We start from the raw sequence: 21634 nt of genomic DNA, 5'->3' as shown, positions 1-21634 counted from the left end.
TCCGAGGGTTGCCCCCTATCGAATGGTGCCGAATGCGACGCTTTTTGGCATCTTTGTGAAAATTGCGAAAAGATCGGCCCGGTTTCGATAAAAATCGGTGCAATTGTGCGAGATTCGCTCATGTCTTGGGCAGGACGGCCCGCAACTCGTCGGCCGTCACCCGGCCCAGCTTGCGGAACTGCACGGCACCATCGGGCGAGATGATCACCGTATAAGGGAGGCCGCCGGCGCTATTGCCGAAGTTGCGCACCAGTTCGGTGCCGGTGAAGCCGGCCACGGCCAGCGGATAGTCGACCGGCACCTTCTTCAGGAACTGCTGGATATTGCTGGGCGAATCGATGCCGATGCCGACGAATTCGACCGGCTTGCCAGCGTATTCGCGGTGCAGGGCGGTCAGTTCGGGCATTTCCTCCACGCACGGTCCGCACCAGGGCGCCCAGAAGTTGACCACCAGGGTCTTGCCGCGCAGCGCCGCCAGGTCGAGGCTGGCGCCGTTCGGATCCGGCAGCTTGGCCTGGAAGAAGGTTTCCACGGCATGGTCGGCGGCCGGCTTGGGAGAAAACACATGGCGGCCGGCCAGGATGCCGGCCACCGTGGCCAGCAGGATGGCCGGCAGCCAGATCCACAGGCGCGAGCGCCGCGGGGCGGGGGTCAGGGTCATGTCTTGCAGCTAGGTGGTTGGAGCGCCCGCGGCGGGCGCGTCAATCCCGGGGCGCCGTGGCGGCCTGGCCGGAGTCGGCAGCCGTGGCCAGCAGGGCGCGCACGGCGTTCAGGTCGGCCCGGGCGATCCGGCCGCTGGCATCGGCGCGCACGGCGCCGCGCTCATCGTCCGCATCATACAGTGCTATATGGATGCCGACCGGCGTGCCGAGCTCCGCGCGCACCTCGGCCGACAGCTCGCGCGTCTCGCGGCTCGCCGGCCACTGGCCGCGCCACAGGAAGCTGAGAGTCTCGACCTCGCCGCGGCCGGCGAAATGGCGGGTCTCGCTGGTCTCGAAGTCGACGCCTGCGTTGAGCAGGTGCAGCGCGACATCCTTCGGGCTGTCGCAGAAGCACTGCAGGTAGACGTCGGAGTGCTCGGTGGCCGTGCCGTTGAGGGCGGCCCCGACCAGGTAGGGGCGGAAGCCCGCCAGCTCGGCCATGGCCAGCACGGCCAGGCGGCGCAGCAGCGCCAGGATGCGCGGTTGGCTGTCGCTGTGGAAGAGCGCCTGGTAGGCGCGCACTTCCTCTTCCACCATATCGTTGTCGGGCAGCCACTCGCCGGCCACGCGTACGTCGCCCAGCAGCTGCCGCACGGCCTTGCGCTTGGCGGTGGCGTAGTCGGCGCCGTCCTCCGCGATCATGCGGGCGGCGGCCTGGGCGATCTCTTCGCGCAGGTGGGCGGGGTCGGAGGGAAGGCGTCTTGGCATGCCTCGATGATACCGGAGCCGGCCGCGGCGGCCGTGCTGTCATGGGGGCGGTCCATCGGGATCGATCCGGATGCCGCAGTGCAGCGAAGCGCGCAGGCGCTCGGGTACAATGGCTGACCGTCCGGCGCCTGCGCCGGCCCAAGCGATACCGGATTCCATGCATATCCACATCCTCGGCATCTGCGGCACCTTCATGGGTGGCCTGGCCGTGCTGGCCAGGCAGGCCGGCCACCGCGTGACCGGCTGCGACGCCAACGTCTACCCGCCCATGAGCACGCAACTGCAGGCCCAGGGCATCGAACTGATCGAAGGCTTCGACCCGGCGCAGATCGCCCTCCAGCCGGACCTGTTCGTGATCGGCAACGTGGTCTCGCGAGGCAATCCGCTGATGGAAGCGATCCTCGACCGCAACCTGCCCTATATATCTGGGCCCCAATGGTTGGGCGAGCATGTGCTGGCCGGGCGCTGGGTACTGGCCGTGGCCGGCACGCACGGCAAGACCACCACCACCTCGATGCTGGCCTGGATCCTGGAGGATGCCGGCTACCAGCCCGGCTTCCTGGTCGGCGGCGTGCCGCAGAACTTCGGTATCTCGGCGCGCCTGACCGATTCCGACTTCTTCGTCATCGAGGCCGATGAGTACGACACGGCCTTCTTCGACAAGCGCAGCAAGTTCGTCCACTACCGGCCGCGCACCGCCATCCTGAACAACCTGGAATACGATCACGCCGACATCTTCCCCGATCTGGCCGCGATCGAGACTCAGTTCCACCACCTCGTGCGCACCGTGCCGGGGCAGGGCCGGCTGGTGGTCAACGGCATGGAGGACAGCCTCGCGCGCGTGCTCGAGCGCGGATGCTGGAGCGAGGTCGAGACCTTCGGCGCGGGCAACTGGACCGAGCGCGACGCCGCGGCCGCGCACGCGCATGGCGAAGCCTTCGACGTGCTGCTCGACGAGTCCGTGCAGGGCCGCGTGGCGTGGTCCCTGCAAGGCATGCACAACCGCATGAACGCGCTGGCCGCGATCGCCGCCGCGCGCCACGTGGGAGTGCCGCCGGCGCAGGCGATCGCTTCGCTGGCCCGCTTCGCCAACGTCAAGCGGCGCATGGAAGTGCGCGGCGAAGCCGCCGGCGTGACCGTCTACGACGACTTCGCCCACCATCCCACCGCCATCCAGACCACCATCGACGGCCTGCGCAAGCGGGTGGGCCAGGCGCGCATCCTGGCCGTGCTGGAGCCGCGCTCCAACACCATGAAGCTGGGCGTGATGAAGGCGCAGCTGCCGGCCAGCCTGGCCGGCGCCGACCTGGTGTTCGGCTATGGCGCGCCGGGCGGCAAGGATGCGCTGGGCTGGGACCTGGCCGGGGCGCTGGCGCCGCTGGGCGCCCGCGCGAGCGCCTTCGACGATCTCGATGCCCTGGTGGCGGCGGTCAGCGCCGCCACCCGTCCGGGCGACCATGTGCTGGTGATGAGCAACGGCGGCTTCGGCGGTGTCCACCAGAAGCTGCTGGACGCCCTCGCCCTGCGGGCCGCCTGATCCAGCCGCCGGCGCCATGCTGCTCTACCTGCACGGCTTCCGTTCCTCGCCGCAATCGTTCAAGGCGCAGCTGATCCAGCAGCGCATGCGCGAGTGGGGCGTGGCGCGCTACTACGCCTGCCCGCAACTCGACGTCTCGCCCGCGCGCGCGATCGCGCAGGCCGAGACGGCCATCGCCGCAGCGCGTGGCGGCAACCCCGGCCAGCCGCTCACCATCGTCGGTTCGTCGCTGGGCGGCTTCTATGCGCGCTGGCTGGGCGAGCGCCATGGCTGCCGCACGGTGCTGCTCAATCCCGCCGTCCATCCTTGGACCGACCTGGAGGCCTACCTGGGCGCGCAGCCGCTGTGGCACGGCGGCGGCGAGGTCCTGGTCGAGCGCCGCCATCTGCAGGAGCTGCTCGACCTGCGCGTCGACGCCATCAGCCAGCCCGAGCGCTACCTGCTGCTGGCCGCCACCGGCGACGAAGTGCTGGACTACCGCGACATGCTGGCCGCCTTCCCCGGTGCGCGTACGCGCCTGATCCAGGGCAGCGACCACGGCATCAGCGAGTTCGCCGACTATCTCGACGAGGTGCTGGAGTTCTGCGGCTACGGGCCCGGCGGCGTCCGGCCCGGCGCATGAGCACCCCGCACCTGCGCCGCTGCGGCTGGAGCACGGTGCTGCCGGCCGACGAGGCCATTCCCGCCAATCTGCGGCGCTGGGTCTGCGGCGACGGTTCGCTGACCGCGCGCCTGGTGGCCGCCAGCCATGAATTCCGCGTGCGCCGGCTGGCGCAGCGCATGGCGCTGCCGCTGGCCGACGAATGGCGGGCGCTGGGCGCGGTACGACCGCTGCCGGTGCTCGAGCGCGACGTGGTGCTGGTGTGCGACGATGCGCCGGCCGTGTTCGCACATACCGTGGTGCAGGCCCGCCATGCGCCGCGCGACTGGCCTTTCCTGCGTGGCCTGGGCGAGCGTCCGTTGGGCGGCGCGCTGTTCACCGATCCGCGCGTGCTGCGCGAGCCCTTCCAGTTCGCCCGGCTGCTGCCCCACCATCCGCTGTGGCGGCGCCTGGGCCAGGCGTTGCCGGCGCTCGCGGCCGGCACCATGCTGCCCGCGCGCCGCTCCGTGTTCCGGCGCGGCGGCGGCGTCATGCTCGTCACCGAGGTCTTCCTGCCGGACCTGCTGCGGCGAGCGGCTCCCGGGGATCGCGGCACCAGACTGCGGCCCCTCCCTCCATCCTGACCATACCAGCCAAGAGAAAGAGAAGACACCCATGAAACTGCAGGGACGTGTAGCGATCATCACCGGCGCGGCGGCCGGCATCGGTTTTGCCACGGCGCAGCGCTTTGCCGCCGAGGGCGCCATCGTCATCCTGTGCGACGTGCAAGAGGCGCGTGTGCGCGAGGCGGCTGCCAGCCTGGCCGCCACCGGTGCCACGGTGGACGCCTTCAAGGTGGACGTGACACGGCGCGACGAGGTCGATGCCATGGTCGCCGCCACGCTGGCCAAGCATAGCCGCATCGACGTCCTCGTCAACAACGCCGGCATTACCAAGGATGCGCGCCTGGCCAAGATGACCGAGGCCCAGTTCGACGCCGTCATCGACGTCAACCTGAAGGGCGTCTTCAACTGCTCGCAGGCGGTGGCGTCGATCATGGCCGAGCAGGGCCGCGGAGTGATTCTCAACGCATCCAGCGTGGTCGGCCTGTATGGCAACTTCGGCCAGACCAACTATGCCGCCAGCAAGTTCGGCGTAATCGGCTTCACCAAGACCTGGGCGCGCGAACTGGGCCCGAAGGGCGTGCGGGTCAATGCGGTGTGCCCGGGCTTCGTCGCCACCGAGATCCTGCAGACCGTGCCGCAGAAGGTGCTCGACGGCATGCAGGAGTCGTGCTGGCTGCGCCGCCTGGCACAGCCGGCCGAGATCGCCAGCGTCTATGCCTTTCTCGCCAGCGACGACGCCAGCTACATCAACGGCACCGCGATCGAGGCCAGCGGCGGCATGTCGCTCTGAGCGCCACTGCGGGCGCGCCTTGCCCGGGGCGGCAATCCTGCCCCGGCCGACGCCCCGCGCCGGTGCGGTATCATCGCGTCTCTGACCGGGCGGCGCGCCGACCGGCCCCATTCCCTCCCGCAGGACCGGCTTCGCGGGTGCCGCCCAGTTGCGGCGCCAGCGGCGGAGCGCCCGGCATTTCAGAAAGACCCGTATCCATGCAGTTGCTGTTCGAAGAAGGCGGCGAGATCCGCGCCGGCACCGTACTGAGCCAGCAGGGCGAGGCCTACCAGGTGGAGCTGCCTGCCGGCAAGCGCACCAAGGTCAAGTCCCGCGATGTGCTGCTGCAGTTCGCCCAGCCGTCGGCCGCCGAACTGATGCGCCAGACCGAGGCGCTGGTGGCCGAGACCGACCTCGATTTCCTGTGGGAATGCGCACCGGAAGAGGAATTCGGCTTCGCCGAGCTGGCGGCCGAGTACTACGGGGCGGAGGCCGGTCCGGTGCAGCAGGCCGCGCTGGCCATGGCGCTGCACGGCAGTCCCGTCTATTTCCGCCGCAAGGGCCGCGGCCGCTACCTGCGCGCCCCGGAAGACCAGCTCAAGGCGGCGCTGGCGGCGCTCGAGCGCAAGCGCCAGCAGGCACTGGTGCAGGCTGAGTACGAGGCGCAGCTGAAGGCGCGCCAGTTGCCGGAGGCCTTCCGCGGCAAGGTGATGAGCCTGCTGTTCAAGCCGGACAAGAACAGCCTGGAATACAAGGCGATGGACGCCGCCTGCATCGCGCTGGGCATGACGCCGATGCGCCTGATGCTGGAATGCGGCGGCGTGGAGAGCGCGCGTGCGCTGCACGAGGCCAAGTTCCTGGCGGAATGCTTCCCCAAGGGCATCGGCTTTCCCGCCGTCGACGTGTCCGAGCCGCCGGCCGACCTGCCGGTGGCCGACGTGCAGGCCTTCTCGATCGACGACGTCACCACCACCGAGATCGACGACGCGCTGTCGGTGGTCACGCTGCCGGACGGCAAGCTGCGCGTGGGCATCCACATCGCCGCGCCAGGCCTGGGCATCCGCCGGGGCGACGCGCTCGACGCGATCGCGCGCCAGCGCCTGTCCACGGTCTATTTCCCCGGTGACAAGATCACCATGCTGCCGGACGCGGTGGTCGAGCGCTACACGCTGCAGGAAGGCCGGCAGTGCCCGGCCCTGTCGCTGTACGTGACCGTCGATCCGAGCCTGCCGATGATCCTGGGCAGCGAGACGCGCGCCGAGCTGGTGCCGATCGCGGCCAATCTGCGCCACAACCTGCTCGAAGACGTGGTGACCGAACAGGCGCTGGCCGAGGGTTCCGGCGACTATCCCTTCCGTGACGAACTGGCCAAGCTGTGGCAGTTCGCCGGCTACCTGTACGACGAGCGCCAGAAGGCACGCCTGGCCAGCGGCCTGCGCCCGGAGGTGCACAACCGCGCCGACTACAGCTTCTATATCGACCAGCTCGAAGGTGGCGGCGAACGCGTGCGCATCGAGCAGCGCCGGCGCGGCTCGCCCCTGGACAAGATCGTGGCCGAGCTGATGATCCTGGCCAACAGCACCTGGGGCAAGCTGCTGGCCGACCACGGCGTGCCGGGCATCTACCGCACGCAGAAGGCCTGGGGCATGCATCGCACCCGCATGCAGACCTATCCGGCGCCGCACGAGGGCCTGGGTGTGGCCCAGTACGCCTGGAGCACCTCGCCGCTGCGCCGCTATGTCGACCTGGTCAACCAGTGGCAGATCATCGCGGTGGCACAGCACGGCGGTGTCGCCAAGCTGGTGGCGCCGTTCAAGCCCAAGGATGCCGACCTGCTGGCCGCCGTGGCGGACTTCGAAGGGACCTACGCCGCCTACGCCGACCACCAGTCGACCATGGAGCGCTACTGGTGCCTGCGCTGGCTGGAGCAGGAGAAGCGCCAGCGCATGATGGCTTCGGTGCTGAAGGATGGCGCGGTCCGCTTCGCCGACATCCCGCTGGTGGCGCGCGTACCCGAGCTGATGCAGGCGGCGCGCGGCACACAGGTGATGCTGGAGATCGCTTCCACCGACGAACTGTCGCTCGAGGTGTCGTGCCGTGTGCAGGAGGTCTTCGCCGGCGATGTCGACCTGACCGACGAGATGCTGGAGCTCGACGAGGAGGCCTCGGAAGTGTCGGCCGAGGCGGCTGCCGAAGCCGCGGCCGAGGACGCAGCAGAACAGGCGGCAGAGCAGGTGGCGGAGCCGTCTGCGCAACCGTCGGCGGATGCCGACGGGGCTCCGGCCGGCGAGGCGTCGGGCGCGCGCGACACCGGCGCCGGCAGCGGCGCCTGAGGCATGGCAAAGGTCCGGCACTCCCTTACAATGCCGGACGGATCGAAGCGGATGGCGCGTGATGTCGGCGCCACCGCATGCAGGGCACCGGATGGCCGCCCTGCATCGCTGCCCTGTCTTCGCTCCCGTTTCCGCGGCTGTTCCTTGCCGCCGTATCCACTGCGTCTTCGCCTCGTTTCCGCACCGCTGCCTCGCCTGCCATCGTGAAAGCCGTCCTCGCTCCCCGCCAGTGGTGGAACGCCAGCAGCGCGATGACGCGCGCGCTGGCCATCTCGCTGGCCGCGCACGCGCTGCTGCTGACCGTGCGCGTGGCGGCGCCGGACGTATTCGAGATCAAGCGTGCCGATGCCGCGCTGGACGTGGTGCTGGTCAACGCCAAGTCGGCCGAGCGGCCGCACAAGCCCACCGTGCTGGCGCAGGCCAACCTCGATGGCGGCGGCGAGCACGAGACCCAGCGCGCCACCACGCCGCTGCCGTCGCAGACCGAGGCGCGCGACGGCGACCTGCTGCGGCAGATGCAGCGGCGCGTGACGCAGCTCGAAGACGAACAGCGGCGCTTGATGACGCAGTCGCGCCAGCCCGCGCCCGCGCTGCGCAGCCAGCCGCTGAAGCCGGGCGACAATCCGGCCGACGATACCCTGCGCGGCCAGGACGAGCGCACCTCGCTGGACGAGATGGCCAAGCTCGAGGCCGAGATCGGCCGCAACCTCGACCACTACGCCAAGCGGCCCAAGCGCTTCCAGCTGACCGCCACCAGCGCGCAGGAGGTCGATTACGCGCAATACTATGACCGGCTGCGCCACAGGATCGAGGCGCGCGGTACTGCAGACTTTCCCCAGCGCAACGGCAAGCCGCTGTACGGGCAGCTGATCCTGGTGATCAACGTCAACCGGGCCGGCCGGCTCGGCTACAACCGCGACGGCTACAATGTCGAGGCGGTCGACGTGGTCAAGAGCTCGGGCGATCCAGCGCTGGACCGCCAGGCCGTGGCCATCGTGCGCGCCGCCGCGCCGTTCGGCGCCTTCACGCCGCAGATGCAGGCGCGCCAGGACATCCTGGAAGTCATTTCCACCTTCAAGTTTTCGCGCAGCGGGCTGGAAACCCGGCTGCAGGCACGCTGATGACAAGCTCCCCGCAAGATCCGGCCGCATCCGGCCAGACCCCCGATCGCTATGTGGTGATCGGCAACCCCGTCGCGCACAGCCGCTCGCCCGCCATCCATGCCGCCTTTGCCCGGCAGACCGGCGAGGCGATCGCCTACGACCGGCTCGAAGCCCCGCTGGACGGCTTCGCCGCGACCGTGCGCGATTTTCTCGCCCAGGGCGGCCACGGCTTCAATGTGACCGTGCCCTTCAAGCTCGAGGCCTACGACCTGGCCGACCGCCTGACGGAGCGCGCCGAAGCCGCCGGCGCGGTCAACACCATGTGGCAGGAAGACGGCCTGCTGCATGGCGACAACACCGACGGCGTGGGCCTGGTGCGCGATATCCAGGACAACCTCGACGTGCTGCTCGAAGGCCGGCGCGTGCTGCTGCTGGGCGCCGGCGGCGCGGCCATGGGCGCCATGCTGCCGCTGATCGAGTGCCGGCCGTCGCGCATCGTGGTGGCCAACCGTACCGCGGCGCGGGCCAGCGACATGCTGGAAGAATTCGTCGAGGCGGCGGACCAGTACGGCGTCGAGCTGTGGGGCGGCGGCCTGGATGCGCTGGAAGCGCTGGCCGAGGACGAGGGTTGCGAGATCGTCATCAACGCCTCGTCCAGCAGCCTGCACGGCGAGGTGCCGCCGGTGCCCGAGTGGATGCTGGGCGAGGGCGTGCTGGCCTACGACATGATGTACGGCGCCGAACCCACGGTCTTCCTGCGCTTTGCCGAGCGCTGCGGGGCACGTGTCAGCGACGGCCTGGGCATGCTGGTCGAGCAGGCCGCCGAGGCCTTCTACAACTGGCGCGGCGTGCGCCCGCGCACCGCGCCGGTGCTGGCCGAGCTGCGCGCGGCGCTGCGCGCCGAAGCCGGCCGCTGAGCGGACCGGAGCCTGCCGTGGCCTTGCGCCGCGCCCGCCCGCCGGCCGCCGGCCGGCACCCCATGCATCCGCTGCGCTGGCTGGCTTACCTGGCCGGCTGCCTGCTGGCCGGCGTGCTGGTCATGCAGCTCTATTTCTTCTGCCAGATCGCGGCCTGGCAGGTTCTCAATCCGTCGAGCACCAGCTTCATGCGCGCCGAGCGCTGGCGGCTCTGCGGCGCCAGGCTGTGGGGCTGTGGCATCGAGCGCCGCTGGGTGTCCTACGACGATATCTCGCGCAACCTCAAGCGCGCGGTGATCGCCAGCGAGGACGCCGACTTCGTCAACCATCCCGGCTACGAGCTCGACGCCATGCTCAATGCCTGGGAGCGCAACAAGCAGCGCGGCCACATCGTGCGCGGCGGCTCCACCATCACCCAGCAACTGGCCAAGAACCTGTTCCTGTCGCCGGAGCAGCACTACCTGCGCAAGGGCCAGGAACTGGCCATCGCCTGGATGCTCGAGTTCTGGCTCGACAAGCAGCGCATCTTCGAGATCTACCTGAACTCGGTGGAGTGGGGCGAGGGAGTGTTCGGCGCCGAGGCCGCGGCCCAGCACTACTTCAAGACCAGCGCGGCGCGGCTGAGCGTGGGCCAGGCCGCCCGGCTGGCGGCGGCGCTGCCGGCGCCCAAGTGCTTCGACAAGACGCAATACTGCGCCAATGTGCGCGTCAACTTCAAGGCCAAGGCCGGCATCATCGCGCGCCGCATGGGCGCCGCCACGCTGCCGGACTGAGCGCCGCGCCGGGCGTGCCGTTCAGCTCAGCCAGCCCTTGCGGCGGAAATACACCAGCGGCACCGCGGCGGACACGGCCATCAGGGCGATGGCCCAGGGATAGCCGAGCGACCAGTCGATCTCCGGCATGATCTTGAAGTTCATGCCATAGATGCTGGCGATCAGGGTGGGCGGCATCAGCGCCACCGACACCACCGAGAACAGCTTGATGATCTTGTTCTGGTTGATATTGATGAAGCCGACGGTGGCATCCAGCAGGAAGTTGATCTTGTCGAACAGGAAGGCCGTGTGGTTCTCGATGGAGTCGATGTCGCGCAGGATCTGGCGCGCCTCGTCCTGCTGCTCGGCCGACAGCAGCTGGCTGCGCATCAGGAAGGAGACGGCGCGGCGGGTGTCCATCACGTTGCGGCGGATGCGCCCGTTCAGGTCTTCCTCGCGCGCAATGGTTTCCAGCACGTCGGCGGCGGCGGCATCGGTCACGTTCTCCGCCAGCACGCGCCGGCTGGCCTCTTCCAGCCGCTCGTAGACCTCCTCGATCGAATCGGCCGAGTACTCGGCGTCGGTCGCGTACAGGTCCATCAGCACGTCCTTGGCATTGCGCACCGAGCCCGGGCGCATGCGGGCGCGCAGGCGCACCAGGCGGAACACCGGCAGGTCCTCGTCATGGATGGAGAAGAGGACGTCGCGCGTCAGCACGAAGGCCACGCGCACGTTGTGCGAGGCGTCTTCCTCGTCGAGCAGGAAGTCGGTACGGATATGCAGGTGGCCGTCCTCGCCTTCGAAGTAGCGTGCCGAGGCTTCCAGGTCGCCGAGATCCTCGAGCTCGGGCAGGGCCACGCCGTAGGCTTCCTTGATCCAGGCGAGTTCCTCGTCGTCCGGATTGACGACATCGATCCAGATGGGCTTGTGCTGCAGCAGTTCGTTGCGGTCGTCGACCTGCTCCTGTGCGAGCCGGCCTTTCTGCAGGACGAACAGATTGATCATCCCTGGGGTTCCTCGTTGCGTTCGGCCAAGACAGGCGCGAGCAGATTCGGCTGGCAAGCGTGATCGCGCTGTGCATGCCGGCGGCGCCGGCATCGCGCAAGGCGATGGCGTTTGCCGGTCAGGCCGGCGGTCGGGGGGAGGTGAGGTCCCGGGGCGGCGTCGCACCTGTGCGAGGCCTGCCGGGGACGGATGCCGCTCGCCCGCAGCGTGCTGCGGGCCAAGGGCGACCGGGCGGAGCGCGCGCTCCGGCGACGGTCGTTACGCAGCCCGCAGTGACATGGCATCCGTGCCTGCCGCGGCCTTGCCACGACGGCTCGAACACCCGATGCTACTGCCCACGTAATCTCTCCGGGATTATGGATGGGCGCGAGTGTAGCCCAACGCATGGGGGCTTGTTAAGTGAAATCTTGGTGCGTAGGCGGTGGCGTCGGAGCCGGCTTCAGCGACGCGTGCCGAGCAGCGGCACCAGCAGTACCGAGGCCAGCGCGGCCAGCATCAGCGCCACGGCGGCGTAGTCCTGCCAGTGCGGCTGCTCGCCCAGCATCCACATGCCGGAGAAGACGCCGACCACGGGGATGAACATCACCGACAGGCTGGACACGGCGGGCGGCAGCGAGCGCGCCAGCGAAAACCAGACGAGGTGGCAATAGGCGAACACGACCACCGCGTTGTAGGCGATGGCGGCCCATTCGACGGCATCGGGCAGGCGCCAGCCGCTCTCGAGCAGCAGGGTGCCGGCGAGCAGGAAGGGCAGGGTGCAGACCAGCATCCAGAAGGTCAGCACGCCGACCGGCAGCGCCAGGGTGCTGCGCTTCATCAGTTGGGTGCCGTAGCCCCAGCCGGCCGCGGCGAGCAGCATCAGCAGGGTGCCGGCCGGGCTGCCCGTCAGCGTGGCCAGCTCGCCCGACAGCAGCAGGGCGATGCCCGACAGCGCGCAGGCAATGCCGGCCCAGGCCGGGGCGGCCAGACGGTCGCGGAACAGCAGCAGGCCCCACAGCACCGCCCAGATCGGCATGGTGTAGCCGAGGATGGCGGCGCGCCCGGACGACAGCAGCTTGACCGCGCAGATCGCGAACAGGTGCCAGATCACCATATTGGGCAGGGCCAGGCGCAGCACCGGGCCCCAGTCCCGCCGCGGCAGCCGCAGGGACTCCCCGCGCAGCCGCAGGGCCAGGCCCAGTGCCACCACGCCGCCGGCCATGCACAGCAGGCGGAAGGCCAGCGGCGGGAAATGCGCCACGCCCAGTTTCATGACCGGCCAGTTGACGCCCCAGGCGACGGTGAGCAGGACGAGCAGGACGAGGCCGCGGCGGTCGAGGGTCATGAGCGCAAAGGGGGGATGCGCAGCAGGCCGGCGCGCGCTACGCTTTGTATGCGAGGAGACGCGAAACGATAGCACGCAGCGGGTAAAATCCCGCCATGAGCATCGATGCCGCAGGAACGGGCGCGCCCCGGCGCCGCCCAGCGGCCAACCGGCCGGTGCAGCCGCCGGCCAACCAGGACACCGAGCATTCCATGACCTTCACCGAGCAGCTCGCCGCAGCGTGGCGGCGCAATGATTCCCTGCTGTGCGTCGGCCTCGATCCGGATCCGGGCAAGCTGCCGCTTTCCCTGACCGGCACCGGTGGCGCCATCTTCGCCTTCTGCCGCGAGATCGTCGACGCCACGGCCGACCTGGTCTGTGCCTTCAAGCCGCAGATCGCCTACTTCCATTCCCAGCGCGCCGAGGACCAGCTCGAGCAGCTGATCCACTATATCCATGACGCCCACCCCGGCATCCCGGTGGTCCTCGATGCCAAGCGCGGCGACATCGGCTCCACCGCCGAACACTACGCCAGCGAGGCCTTCGAGCGCTACCAGGCTGATGCGGTCACGGTCAGTCCCTACATGGGCTTCGATTCGATGCAGCCCTACCTGGCCTACCCGGAGCGCGGCGTGATCGTGCTGTGCCGCACCTCCAATGCCGGCGGCTCCGACGTGCAGTTCCTGCAGGTGGACGGCAAGCCGGTCTACCAGATCGTGGCCGAGTCCGCGCGCGAGCGTTGGAATACCAATGGTCAGATGGGCCTGGTGGTAGGCGCCACCTTCCCCAACGAGATCGCCAAGGTGCGTGAGATCGTGGGCGATATGCCGCTGCTGATTCCGGGCATCGGCGCCCAGGGCGGCGATATCGAGGCCACCGTCAAGGCGGGCCGCACCGCCGACGGTACCGGCATGATGATCAATTCTTCGCGCGCCATCCTGTATGCCAGCCGCGAGAAGGACTTCGCCAGCGCCGCGCGTGCGGTAGCGCAGCAGACGCGCGATACCATCAACCGCTACCGCCACGGCTGAGGGCCGCGCCGGCCCGGCCGGCGCGGCTCAGGCCTCGCTGCGCACCAGCTCGATCAGGCCGCGCAGCGCGTGCTCGGCGGCCTGGCGGCGTACCTGGGCCCGGTCGCCGCGCAAGCGCTGGGTTTCCACGATGGTGGTGACGCGGTTGCTCCAGCCGAAGCAGACCATGCCCACCGGCTTTTCCGGCGTGCCGCCGTTCGGCCCGGCCACGCCGGTGATCGACAGGGCTACCTGGGCACGGCTGTTGAGCAGCGCCCCGTCCACCATCGCCCGCGCGACTTCCTCGCTGACCGCGCCGTGTTCGCGGATCAGCTTGGCCGGCACGCCCAGCATGGTCGTCTTGGCCTCGTTCGAGTAGGTGACGAAGCCGCGCTCAAACCAGCCCGACGAGCCGGAGATGTCTGTGACGGCCGCCGCCACCAGGCCGCCGGTGCAGGACTCGGCGGTGGCGAGCATCAGCGAGCGATCGGCGAGGACGGTTCCTGCCTGGATGGCGAGTTGTTCGAGCAGGCGGCTGACGGGCATGGTCGGAAGACGGGAAGGCGTTGAGTAGCGTAGAGAGGCGTTGGCTGGGCTTGGCGGCCGGTAGCAAGGGGGCGTCGCGCGTGTGGATCCTCTAGATCGAGCGCCAGATGGCGAACACCAGCAGCGTATAGAAGGCAGCCAGCACGTCATCGAACATGACGCCGAAGGCGCCGCGCAGGCCGGGACCCTTGAGGCTGCGGTCGTAGTGGCCGATCGGGGCGGGTTTGGCGATGTCGAACAGGCGGAACCACAGGAAGGCGGCGAACTGGCCCCAGAAGCTGGTCGGCGTGACGAAGGCCAGCACCAGCCAGATGGCGACGATCTCGTCCCAGACCATGCTGCCGTGGTCGTGCACGCCCATGTCCCGGGCCGTGCGGTTGCAGGCCCACAGGCCCAGCACGAAGCCGCCGGCAATCAGCCACAGCCAGGTGAAGGGCTGGACCCACATCGAAATGACGACGTAGGACAGCCATCCGTACAGCGTGCCCACGGTGCCCGGGCTGACCGGGGACAGTCCCGAACCGAAGCCCATCGCGATCAGGTGGGCGGGGTGGGACAGCATGAAGCGGGCGGTCGGACGCATCACTTTGGTGGTCTGGCCGGCGTCGAGGGTCATGGCAGGATCGCGGGGCGCGGGTCCTGACGGATTGGCGGACATCAAGGCTTGGCTCGTCTGGTTCTTGTCTTATGGTGTCTTGCGGCAGCTGGCGCCGCCACCGGCGGCACGTCCCGCATCATGGCACGGCGGCCGTCCGCGTGCCAGTTGGCCGGGCGCCGCATGCCGGGCTTCAGCCCGGCGCGAAATGATCGAAGCTCCTGCCCGCATAAGCGATCGGGCTGCCCCAGCGGTTGACCAGGCGCAGTCCGGGCTCGGCGGTGATCGAGCCGGCGCGTGCCAGGGGCAGCTCGAGGCGCCTGCCGATGGCGCGCACCGCGTCGCGCGCGCCGGCCGGGGCGGTGAAGCAGAGCTCGTAGTCGTCGCCGCCGGCCAGCAGGCATTCGAGCTGCAGGTCGGCCGGCTGCTGCGCCAGTACCGTGGAACGGGGCAGTGCATCGACATCGACCAGGGCGCCCACTTGCGAGCGCTCGAGGATGTGGCCGAGGTCACCCAGCAATCCGTCGGAAATATCGAGTGCGGCATGGGCGACACCGCGCAGCGCCAGGCCGAGCGCGACGCGCGGCGTGGGCCGTTCCATGCGCTCGCGCACCTGCGTGAACTCCGGCTCGGGCAGCAGCCATTCGCCGCGGCAGTCGCCCAGGGCCAGGCGCGCGTCGCCGAGCGTGCCGGACACCCAGATGTCGTCGCCGGCGCGGGCAGCGTCGCGGCGCAGCGCTGCCTGGGGCGGTACGTCGCCGAACACGGTCAGGCACAGGTTGAGCGGCCCGCGCGTGGTGTCGCCGCCGATCAGCTCGCAGCCGTGGGCGTCGGCCAGGGCCAGCATGCCGCGGGCCAGCCCGGCCAGCCAGTCGGGGTCGGCCTCGGGCAGCGCCAGCGCCAGGGTGAAGGCGCGCGGCTCGGCGCCCATGGCGGCGAGGTCGGACAGGTTGACCGCCAGTGCCTTGTGGCCCAGGGCCTCAGGCGACACGTCGGGGAAGAAATGCCGCCCGCTGACCAGCATGTCCGTACTGATCGCGAGCAGATGGCCCGGCCGTGCCTCGAGCAGGGCGCAGTCGTCGCCGACGCCCAGTGCCGCCTTCTGCGCGGGGCGGGTGAAATAGCGTCGGATCAGCTCGAATTCGGAGAGCGGGGCGCTGGCGGCGTCGGACATGGTGGATCTGGACCGGTGGTGGGGAGGCGGCCGGCGAAAGGGGCGCGCCGCAGCGGAAATCGCAGCGCGACAGCCGCAAAAGGACTAAAAAGGACTATCGTCGGCAGGCAGCCATGCTGCGCGCCAGGGGCGCCCGCGGCGCCTGGCGCATGCCACATGGCAGGTGGCCAGATTGTACCGAATCGCAATGGCGACTCGTGGGAAATGCTGATTGTGAAATAATATTTCACAATATAAAATTCCCGCTCCGATTCAAGCGAAGCGGGCGCCCTGGCAGACCATGCGCAGCGGCGGCCGGCGGCCCGGTGGCAGGCACGGGCAGGAGGCGCGGGCGGGTGGAGCCGGCCCGTCGCCTCGTCCTCACCATCCAGGCTCCGCTGACCGGAAGACGCGCCGATGACCAGTTCCCAGCAGCCCACGTCCCAAGACGAGCTCAAGCAGCAGCAACGCGAGGCGCTGCGCAAAGCCGCGCTCGAGTACCACGAGTTTCCCACCCCGGGCAAGATCTCGGTCACGCCGACCAAGCCGCTATCCAACCAGCGCGACCTGGCGCTGGCCTATTCGCCCGGCGTGGCCGCCGCCTGCGAGGAGATCGTCGCCGATCCCGCCAATTCCTTCCGCTACACCGCGCGCGGCAACCTGGTCGGCGTGGTGACCAACGGTACCGCCGTGCTGGGCCTGGGCGATATCGGCCCGACCGCCTCCAAGCCGGTGATGGAAGGCAAGGCCGGGCTGTTCAAGAAGTTCGCCGGCATCGACGTCTTCGACATCGAGATCGACGAGAAGGACCCCGAAAAGCTGGTCGACATCATCGCCTCGCTGGAGCCGACCTTCGGCGGCATCAACCTGGAAGACATCAAGGCGCCGGAGTGCTTCTACGTGGAGCGTACGCTGCGCGAGCGCATGAAGATCCCCGTCTTCCACGACGACCAGCACGGTACTGCCATCGTGGTCGGCGCCGCGGTGATCAACGGCCTGAAGGTGGTCGGCAAGGACATCGCCAAGGTCAAGCTGGTGGCCTCCGGCGCCGGCGCGGCGGCGCTGGCCTGCCTGGACCTGCTGGTCGACCTGGGCCTGCCGGTCGAGAACATCTGGGTGACAGATCTGGCCGGCGTGGTCTACGCGGGCCGTACCGAGCTGATGGACCCCGAGAAGGCCCGCTTCGCGCAGAAGACCGACAAGCGCAAGCTGGGCGAGGTCATCGACGGGGCCGACATCTTCCTGGGCCTGTCGGCGGCCGGCGTGCTCAAGCAGGACATGGTGCAGCGCATGGCCGACAAGCCGCTGGTGCTGGCACTGGCCAACCCCAATCCGGAAATCATGCCGGAACTGGTCAAGGAGGTGCGTCCCGACGCGGTGATCGCCACCGGCCGCACCGACTATCCGAACCAGGTCAACAACGTCCTGTGTTTCCCCTTCATCTTCCGCGGCGCACTCGATTGCGGCGCCACCACCATCACGCGCGAGATGGAAATCGCGGTCGCGCACGCGGTGGCCGACCTGGCGCGCCAGGAGCAGAGCGACATCGTCGCTTCGGCCTACGGCATCCAGGACCTGTCGTTCGGGCCGGAATACCTGATCCCCAAGCCCTTCGATCCGCGCCTGATCGTCAAGATCGCGCCGGCGGTGGCCGAGGCGGCCATGCAGTCCGGCGTCGCCCGGCGCCCGATCGAGGACATGGATGCCTACCGCCAGCAACTGCAGCAGTTCGTCTACCACTCCGGTACGCTGATGAAGCCGATCTACGCGGCGGCGCGCAAGCTGGAAGCGGAGAAGAAACGCATCGTCTTCGCCGAGGGCGAGGAGGAGCGCGTGCTGCGCGCGGTGCAGGTGATCGTCGATGAGCGGCTGGCCAATCCGATCCTGGTCGGCCGTCCCGCCGTGCTGGCCCATCGCATCGAGCGCTTCGGCCTGCGCCTGCGCGAGGGAATCGACTTCACCGTCGTCAATCCCGAGAACGATCCGCGTTTCCGCGAGTATTCCGAGTCCTACTACCGGATGATGGCGCGCCAGGGCGTCACGCCCCAGTACGCCAAGCTGGAGATGCGCCGCCGTACCACGCTGATCGGCGCCATGCTGATCAAGAATGGCGAGGCCGACGGCATGGTGTGCGGCACCGTCAGCAGCACCGCCGCCCACCTGCGCTACATCGACCAGGTGCTCGGCTGCTCCAATACGGTCTATGCCGCGATGAACGGACTGGTGCTGCCGGGGCGCCAGATCTTCCTGGTCGACACGCACGTCAACATCGATCCGAGCGCCAGTGAACTGGCCGAGATCACGCTGATGGCGGCCGATGAGCTGAAACGCTTCGGCATCGTGCCCAAGGTGGCGCTGCTGTCGCATTCCAACTTCGGCACCTCCGAGGCCCCGTCCGCGCAGAAGATGCGGCAGACGCTGGCGATCCTGCGCGAGCGCGCGCCGGACCTGGAGGTCGATGGCGAGATGCACGGCGATTGCGCGCTCGACGAGAAGCTGCGCAATACGCTGGTGCCGGACGGCGTGCTGAAGGATGAGGCCAACCTGCTGGTCTGCCCGAACATCGACTCGGCCAATATCGCCTACAACCTGCTGAAGGTGGCGGCGGGCAACAATGTGGCGATCGGCCCCATCCTGCTTGGTGTCAAGGCGCCGGCCCACATCCTGACGCCGTCGGCGACGGTGCGCCGCATCGTCAACATGACGGCCCTGGTGGTGGCCGATGCCGCGGCCAAGCGCTAGGTCGCGCTGACTTTTCCGAAGCCGGGCCCGCCCGGCTTTTTTTGTTTCTGCGCTTGGGAGGTTAGTATGCGCACACCTTCATTTAACATCTTGATACGATTGAACAATTCCTGCCGCATCTGGCGCAGGGATTGATTATTTGGACGCATGCGCGTAACCTTACGCCTTCGATGCATACGCATCGTGATGCGCGTCTCGATGTTGCTGCAAGCTCGGCCAGGGCGAGCGGTCTGTCCCCGATGTCCGGGCCTCAGGCAGGTTGCCGGTTCAACCAAGACTACCAAGTGGGTTCCCAGAATTCTCTGACGCAGCGCGCGACACCGCAGTCCCTGGCGAAACGGGCGGCATGCCTCGCGGGCAGCCTGGCCCTGGCCGCCTGCCTGCTGGTCCAGCCGGTGCTGGCGCGACAGCAGCCGGACACGGCGGTGGGAACCATCGCCGCGCAGGAACTGCCCAAGGAAGCACAGCGTACCCTGGAGCGGATCGAGGCCGGTGGACCGTTCCCGTATGACAAGGACGGCTCCCGCTTCGGTAACTACGAGCGTGTCCTGCCGGCGCAGCCGCGTGGCTATTACCGCGAGTACACGGTCAAGAGCGGCGGGCGCAACCGGGGTGCCAAACGCATCGTCTGCGGCGGCGACCAGCGTGCCGCCAACGATTGCTACTACACGGAAGACCACTACAACAGCTTCAAACGGATAAGCAAATGATGACTGACATTTTCGGATTGGGCGACGCCCTTGCCGCCCGCGAAGAGCGCGGCGCCGGAGATGGCTGGCAGCGGGCGCAGAACCAGGCCCGAAATCTTTACGACAACGTGCTGGCGATGCCGCGTCCCGAGCTCTCGCACAACCTCCCCCCTGCTGCCCCGGCAGCGCCCGCCTCCGCGGGCGCCGTGGCCGGCGCCGAGGGCGCCAACGAGGATGCCATGAACCTGTTCAAGACGGTGCGTCCGAACATCGTCCAGTCGATCCGAGCCTTCCGCGTGCCCGAACTCGCCAGGGCGGCGGCGGACCTGGGCCAGCATTTCCTCTATGCCAACTGCGCGCACTGCGCGAGCAAGGCGGAAGTGCTGGAGACGATCGCCACCGCCTTCCTGTTCCCCAAGCATTTCGGCAAGAACTTCGATGCGCTGGCCGACTGCCTGACCGACTTGATCTACAAGGCAGGCCAGCAGCCCGGCTTCGTGATCGTGCTGGAGGGCTTGCCGGTGGCGCAGAAGTTCGACAAGGAAGCACGCGAGGTCCTGCTCGACGTGTTCCGCGACGCGGCCGAATTCTGGGGCGAGCGCAAGGTCCAGTTCCGCGTCTTCTATTCCTTCGCCTGATCTTTGCCTGAACCGGCGCAAGCCGGAAGGAAGAACGGCCCGCATCTGCGGGCCGTTTTCATGCATGCGGGCGGCGAGCCGCCGTCAGGCCGCCGGGGGTACCTGGCCGTTCGGCGTCAGCTTGTCGATCAGTTCCGGCAGGCCTTCGCTGAGATGAGCGGCGACATCGTCCGTCGACATGCCGGTGGCCTGTGCCAGCGAGGCGAGTGCGCCGGTGTGGCCCAGCGCGCTGCTCAGGTCGGAAGCGCTGACGGGCTGGTTGGCGCCGGTGCCGATCCAGGACGCCACCTGCTGGCCGAGGCCGGCCTGCGCGAGCACCTGCTGCAACACGCCGATGCCGCCCGCTGCCGCGCTTTCGCTCGGTGCGCCGCCGGCCTGGCCGCCGAGCAGCCCGCCCAGCAGTGAGCCGAGATCCCCCAGGCCGCCCGCGCCAGCGCCGCCAGCCGCGGCACCGTTGCCGCCGGTCAGGCCGCCCAGCAGGCCCCCCAGGCTGCCGAGCAGGCCCCCGCCCTGGCTTTCCGCCTGGCCGGCCTGCGCCTCGCCGGCGCCCTGGTGGCGCGCGGCCAGCATCGCCAGCAAGCCCAGCGCCAGCATCAGCTTGGGATTGCCGCCGCCGGCCTGCGCCGCGTCACGTTGCCCCAGCACTCCGCCCAGCACGCTATCGAGTAGTCCCATGATCGACTCCTTCCACTGAGAGCGACGGCCCGCCTGCGGCCGTCAGAATCCGCCAAGCACGGCGTTCAAGGCGGCCAGGCAGGCGAGCCCGGCCGTTTCGGTGCGCAGGATGCGCGGCCCGAGTGACACGCCGGTGAATCCGGCGCGCAGGGCGGCATCCTCTTCTTCCGGACTGAGCCCGCCTTCCGGGCCGATCAGCAACGTCAGCCCGTCGGCCAGCCAGGTCTCGCGTCGCTGTGCGGCCAGCGTCACCAGCGGCTGGCTGGCGCGCGGCGTCAGCAGCAGGCGCTCGCCGGTGCCGGCCCGGGCCAGCCAGGCCTCGAACGGCACGATCGGGGCAACGGCCGGCACGCGGTTGCGTCCACACTGCTCGCACGCCGCCTCGACCAGGGCCTGCCAGTGCGCGCGCCGCTTGTCGGCGCGCTCGCCGGCCAGGCGCACCACGCTGCGGGCTGCCTGCAGCGGCTGCACGGCTGCTACGCCGAGTTCGACCGCCTTTTCGATCAACCAGTCCATCTTGTCGCCGCCTGCCAGGCCCTGCGCCAGCGTCACGCGCAGCGGGGGCTCGGCCTCGTCGTGCGTCTGTGCGCCGACGCGCGCAACTGCCTGGCGCTTGCCCAGGTCCAGCAGTACGGCCGCGTAGCTGCCGCCGCGGCCGTCGAACAGGGTGATGGGGTCGCCCGGGTTGAGGCGCAGCACCTGGACGTGGCGCACCACGGATTCCGGCAAGGCGAGGTCGGCGCCGGCCGCCAGCGGCTCGGCGACGAAGAAGCGGGGCGGCATCAGGCGGCACCCGCTTTGGCGAGCGGCTTGCCGAAGCCCCAGCGATAGCCGTCGGGGTCGACCACCATGCAGTAGCGGTCGCCCCAGAACTGGTCGGCCGGCGCCATCAGGCTGGTGGCGCCGGCCGCCACCGCGCGCGCGTGCATGGCATCGACGTCGTCGCAGTAGACATAGAAGGTCTGCGGGCATTCCACGCCCAGCGAGCGGGGCGAGCGGGCCGTGCTGCCCCAGGCGCCTTCCGGCGCGAACATCAGCACCAGTTCGTCCTGGTAGCGCATTTCCGCATGGATCGGCACCCCGTTCTCGTCGACCACGTCGCCGGCGGCGAAACCGAAGGCGCGGGAGTAGAAGTCCAGGGCAGCGCGGGCATTGGCCACGGTCAGGTAGGGGGTGAGCCAGGGCGTGTTGGCCGGTCGGGTCATGAGCATCTCCGTGGTCGTTTCCGTGCAGCGGAAACCGGGCGCGGACG

At 69.2% G+C, this 21634-nt stretch carries 22 protein-coding genes; 12 read left to right on the top strand and 10 right to left on the bottom strand.

All coding sequences use genetic code 11. The annotated features are described in order from the left end of the window. Window positions 1–118: 118 nt before the first annotated feature. Together BKK81_RS17245 and BKK81_RS17240 are read right to left on the bottom strand one after the other, a co-directional pair. A complete protein-coding gene (locus BKK81_RS17245) occupies window positions 119–661 on the bottom strand; it encodes a TlpA family protein disulfide reductase (protein WP_071015473.1) in 543 nt (180 codons plus the stop codon). A 40-nt stretch (window positions 662–701) separates the two neighbouring features. Next, window positions 702–1409: a UDP-N-acetylmuramate--alanine ligase gene (locus BKK81_RS17240; RefSeq protein WP_071015470.1), complete on the bottom strand. Its 708-nt coding sequence runs from the start codon at window positions 1407–1409 to the stop codon at window positions 702–704. A 70-nt stretch (window positions 1410–1479) separates the two neighbouring features. On the opposite strand from BKK81_RS17240, the gene mpl reads away from it, so the two are divergent. From mpl to mtgA, 8 genes are all read left to right on the top strand, one after another. After that, window positions 1480–2946 (top strand): UDP-N-acetylmuramate:L-alanyl-gamma-D-glutamyl-meso-diaminopimelate ligase, encoded by a 1467-nt coding sequence (mpl, locus tag BKK81_RS17235; protein ID WP_442873384.1) that lies wholly within the window; start codon window positions 1480–1482, stop codon window positions 2944–2946. A gap of 16 nt (window positions 2947–2962) precedes the next feature. After that, window positions 2963–3568: a YqiA/YcfP family alpha/beta fold hydrolase gene (locus BKK81_RS17230; RefSeq protein WP_071015466.1), complete on the top strand. Its 606-nt coding sequence runs from the start codon at window positions 2963–2965 to the stop codon at window positions 3566–3568. Continuing rightward, complete coding sequence (locus BKK81_RS17225; protein ID WP_071015463.1) at window positions 3565–4170, top strand: chorismate--pyruvate lyase family protein; 606 nt, start codon at window positions 3565–3567, stop codon at window positions 4168–4170. The genes BKK81_RS17230 and BKK81_RS17225 overlap by 4 nt, the downstream gene beginning before the upstream one ends. Before the next feature lie 31 nt (window positions 4171–4201). Further along, complete coding sequence (fabG, locus tag BKK81_RS17220; RefSeq protein ID WP_071015461.1) at window positions 4202–4942, top strand: 3-oxoacyl-ACP reductase FabG; 741 nt, start codon at window positions 4202–4204, stop codon at window positions 4940–4942. 197 nt (window positions 4943–5139) lie between these two features. Then, window positions 5140–7254 carry a ribonuclease catalytic domain-containing protein gene (locus tag BKK81_RS17215; protein WP_071015458.1) on the top strand — a complete coding sequence of 705 codons (2115 nt, stop codon included), beginning with the start codon at window positions 5140–5142 and terminating at the stop codon, window positions 7252–7254. 251 nt (window positions 7255–7505) lie between these two features. Next, window positions 7506–8375, top strand: a complete 870-nt coding sequence (locus tag BKK81_RS17210) for an energy transducer TonB (RefSeq protein ID WP_071015457.1) — start codon at window positions 7506–7508, stop codon at window positions 8373–8375. After that, window positions 8375–9274: a shikimate dehydrogenase gene (gene aroE / locus BKK81_RS17205; RefSeq protein WP_071015453.1), complete on the top strand. Its 900-nt coding sequence runs from the start codon at window positions 8375–8377 to the stop codon at window positions 9272–9274. The genes BKK81_RS17210 and aroE overlap by 1 nt, the downstream gene beginning before the upstream one ends. A gap of 71 nt (window positions 9275–9345) precedes the next feature. Then, the gene (mtgA, locus tag BKK81_RS17200; protein WP_071016585.1) at window positions 9346–10047 is read left to right on the top strand and encodes a monofunctional biosynthetic peptidoglycan transglycosylase; all 702 of its coding nucleotides are present in this window, start codon (window positions 9346–9348) and stop codon (window positions 10045–10047) included. A gap of 21 nt (window positions 10048–10068) precedes the next feature. Here the strand turns inward: mtgA and corA are convergent, their stop codons facing one another. Together corA and BKK81_RS17190 are read right to left on the bottom strand one after the other, a co-directional pair. Continuing rightward, window positions 10069–11031: a magnesium/cobalt transporter CorA gene (gene corA / locus BKK81_RS17195; protein WP_071015451.1), complete on the bottom strand. Its 963-nt coding sequence runs from the start codon at window positions 11029–11031 to the stop codon at window positions 10069–10071. 439 nt (window positions 11032–11470) lie between these two features. After that, window positions 11471–12355: a DMT family transporter gene (locus BKK81_RS17190; RefSeq protein WP_071015449.1), complete on the bottom strand. Its 885-nt coding sequence runs from the start codon at window positions 12353–12355 to the stop codon at window positions 11471–11473. Between the two features lie 191 nt (window positions 12356–12546). On the opposite strand from BKK81_RS17190, the gene pyrF reads away from it, so the two are divergent. Beyond that, complete coding sequence (pyrF, locus tag BKK81_RS17185; protein WP_071016583.1) at window positions 12547–13365, top strand: orotidine-5'-phosphate decarboxylase; 819 nt, start codon at window positions 12547–12549, stop codon at window positions 13363–13365. Between the two features lie 27 nt (window positions 13366–13392). Here pyrF and BKK81_RS17180 read toward each other — a convergent pair whose 3' ends face one another. The 3 genes from BKK81_RS17180 to thiL form a co-directional block, all read right to left on the bottom strand. Further along, window positions 13393–13890 carry a CinA family protein gene (locus tag BKK81_RS17180; RefSeq protein ID WP_071015446.1) on the bottom strand — a complete coding sequence of 166 codons (498 nt, stop codon included), beginning with the start codon at window positions 13888–13890 and terminating at the stop codon, window positions 13393–13395. Window positions 13891–13981: 91 nt separating this feature from the next. Further along, window positions 13982–14548 (bottom strand): phosphatidylglycerophosphatase A family protein, encoded by a 567-nt coding sequence (locus BKK81_RS17175; RefSeq protein ID WP_071015443.1) that lies wholly within the window; start codon window positions 14546–14548, stop codon window positions 13982–13984. Window positions 14549–14678: 130 nt separating this feature from the next. After that, window positions 14679–15659: a thiamine-phosphate kinase gene (gene thiL / locus BKK81_RS17170; RefSeq protein ID WP_071015441.1), complete on the bottom strand. Its 981-nt coding sequence runs from the start codon at window positions 15657–15659 to the stop codon at window positions 14679–14681. Window positions 15660–16055: 396 nt separating this feature from the next. Between thiL and BKK81_RS17165 the strand changes: the two genes are divergently transcribed. The 3 genes from BKK81_RS17165 to BKK81_RS17155 all read left to right on the top strand — a co-directional run bounded on the left by BKK81_RS17165 (window position 16056) and on the right by BKK81_RS17155 (window position 19707). Beyond that, entirely contained in the window at window positions 16056–18380 is a 2325-nt protein-coding gene (locus tag BKK81_RS17165) for an NADP-dependent malic enzyme (RefSeq protein ID WP_071015439.1), read from the top strand. A gap of 329 nt (window positions 18381–18709) precedes the next feature. Beyond that, a complete protein-coding gene (locus tag BKK81_RS17160) occupies window positions 18710–19090 on the top strand; it encodes a ribonuclease domain-containing protein (RefSeq protein ID WP_071016581.1) in 381 nt (126 codons plus the stop codon). Beyond that, the gene (locus BKK81_RS17155) at window positions 19087–19707 is read left to right on the top strand and encodes a barstar family protein (RefSeq protein ID WP_071015436.1); all 621 of its coding nucleotides are present in this window, start codon (window positions 19087–19089) and stop codon (window positions 19705–19707) included. The genes BKK81_RS17160 and BKK81_RS17155 overlap by 4 nt, the downstream gene beginning before the upstream one ends. Window positions 19708–19791: 84 nt before the next feature. Here BKK81_RS17155 and BKK81_RS17150 read toward each other — a convergent pair whose 3' ends face one another. From BKK81_RS17150 to BKK81_RS17140, 3 genes are read right to left on the bottom strand one after another with little or no spacing between them, the layout of a single operon-like run. After that, window positions 19792–20382, bottom strand: a complete 591-nt coding sequence (locus BKK81_RS17150; RefSeq protein ID WP_071015434.1) for a YidB family protein — start codon at window positions 20380–20382, stop codon at window positions 19792–19794. A gap of 42 nt (window positions 20383–20424) precedes the next feature. Beyond that, window positions 20425–21165 carry a 16S rRNA (uracil(1498)-N(3))-methyltransferase gene (locus tag BKK81_RS17145; protein ID WP_071015431.1) on the bottom strand — a complete coding sequence of 247 codons (741 nt, stop codon included), beginning with the start codon at window positions 21163–21165 and terminating at the stop codon, window positions 20425–20427. After that, entirely contained in the window at window positions 21165–21587 is a 423-nt protein-coding gene (locus BKK81_RS17140) for a VOC family protein (RefSeq protein WP_071016579.1), read from the bottom strand. The genes BKK81_RS17145 and BKK81_RS17140 overlap by 1 nt, the downstream gene beginning before the upstream one ends. Between the last annotated feature and the right edge of the window lie 47 nt (window positions 21588–21634).

The organism is Cupriavidus sp. USMAHM13, assembly GCF_001854285.1.
GTDB classification, from domain to species: domain Bacteria; phylum Pseudomonadota; class Gammaproteobacteria; order Burkholderiales; family Burkholderiaceae; genus Cupriavidus; species Cupriavidus malaysiensis.
The sequence above is the reverse complement of the archived record's forward strand: the minus strand, read 5'-3'. Positions and strand labels throughout refer to the sequence as shown.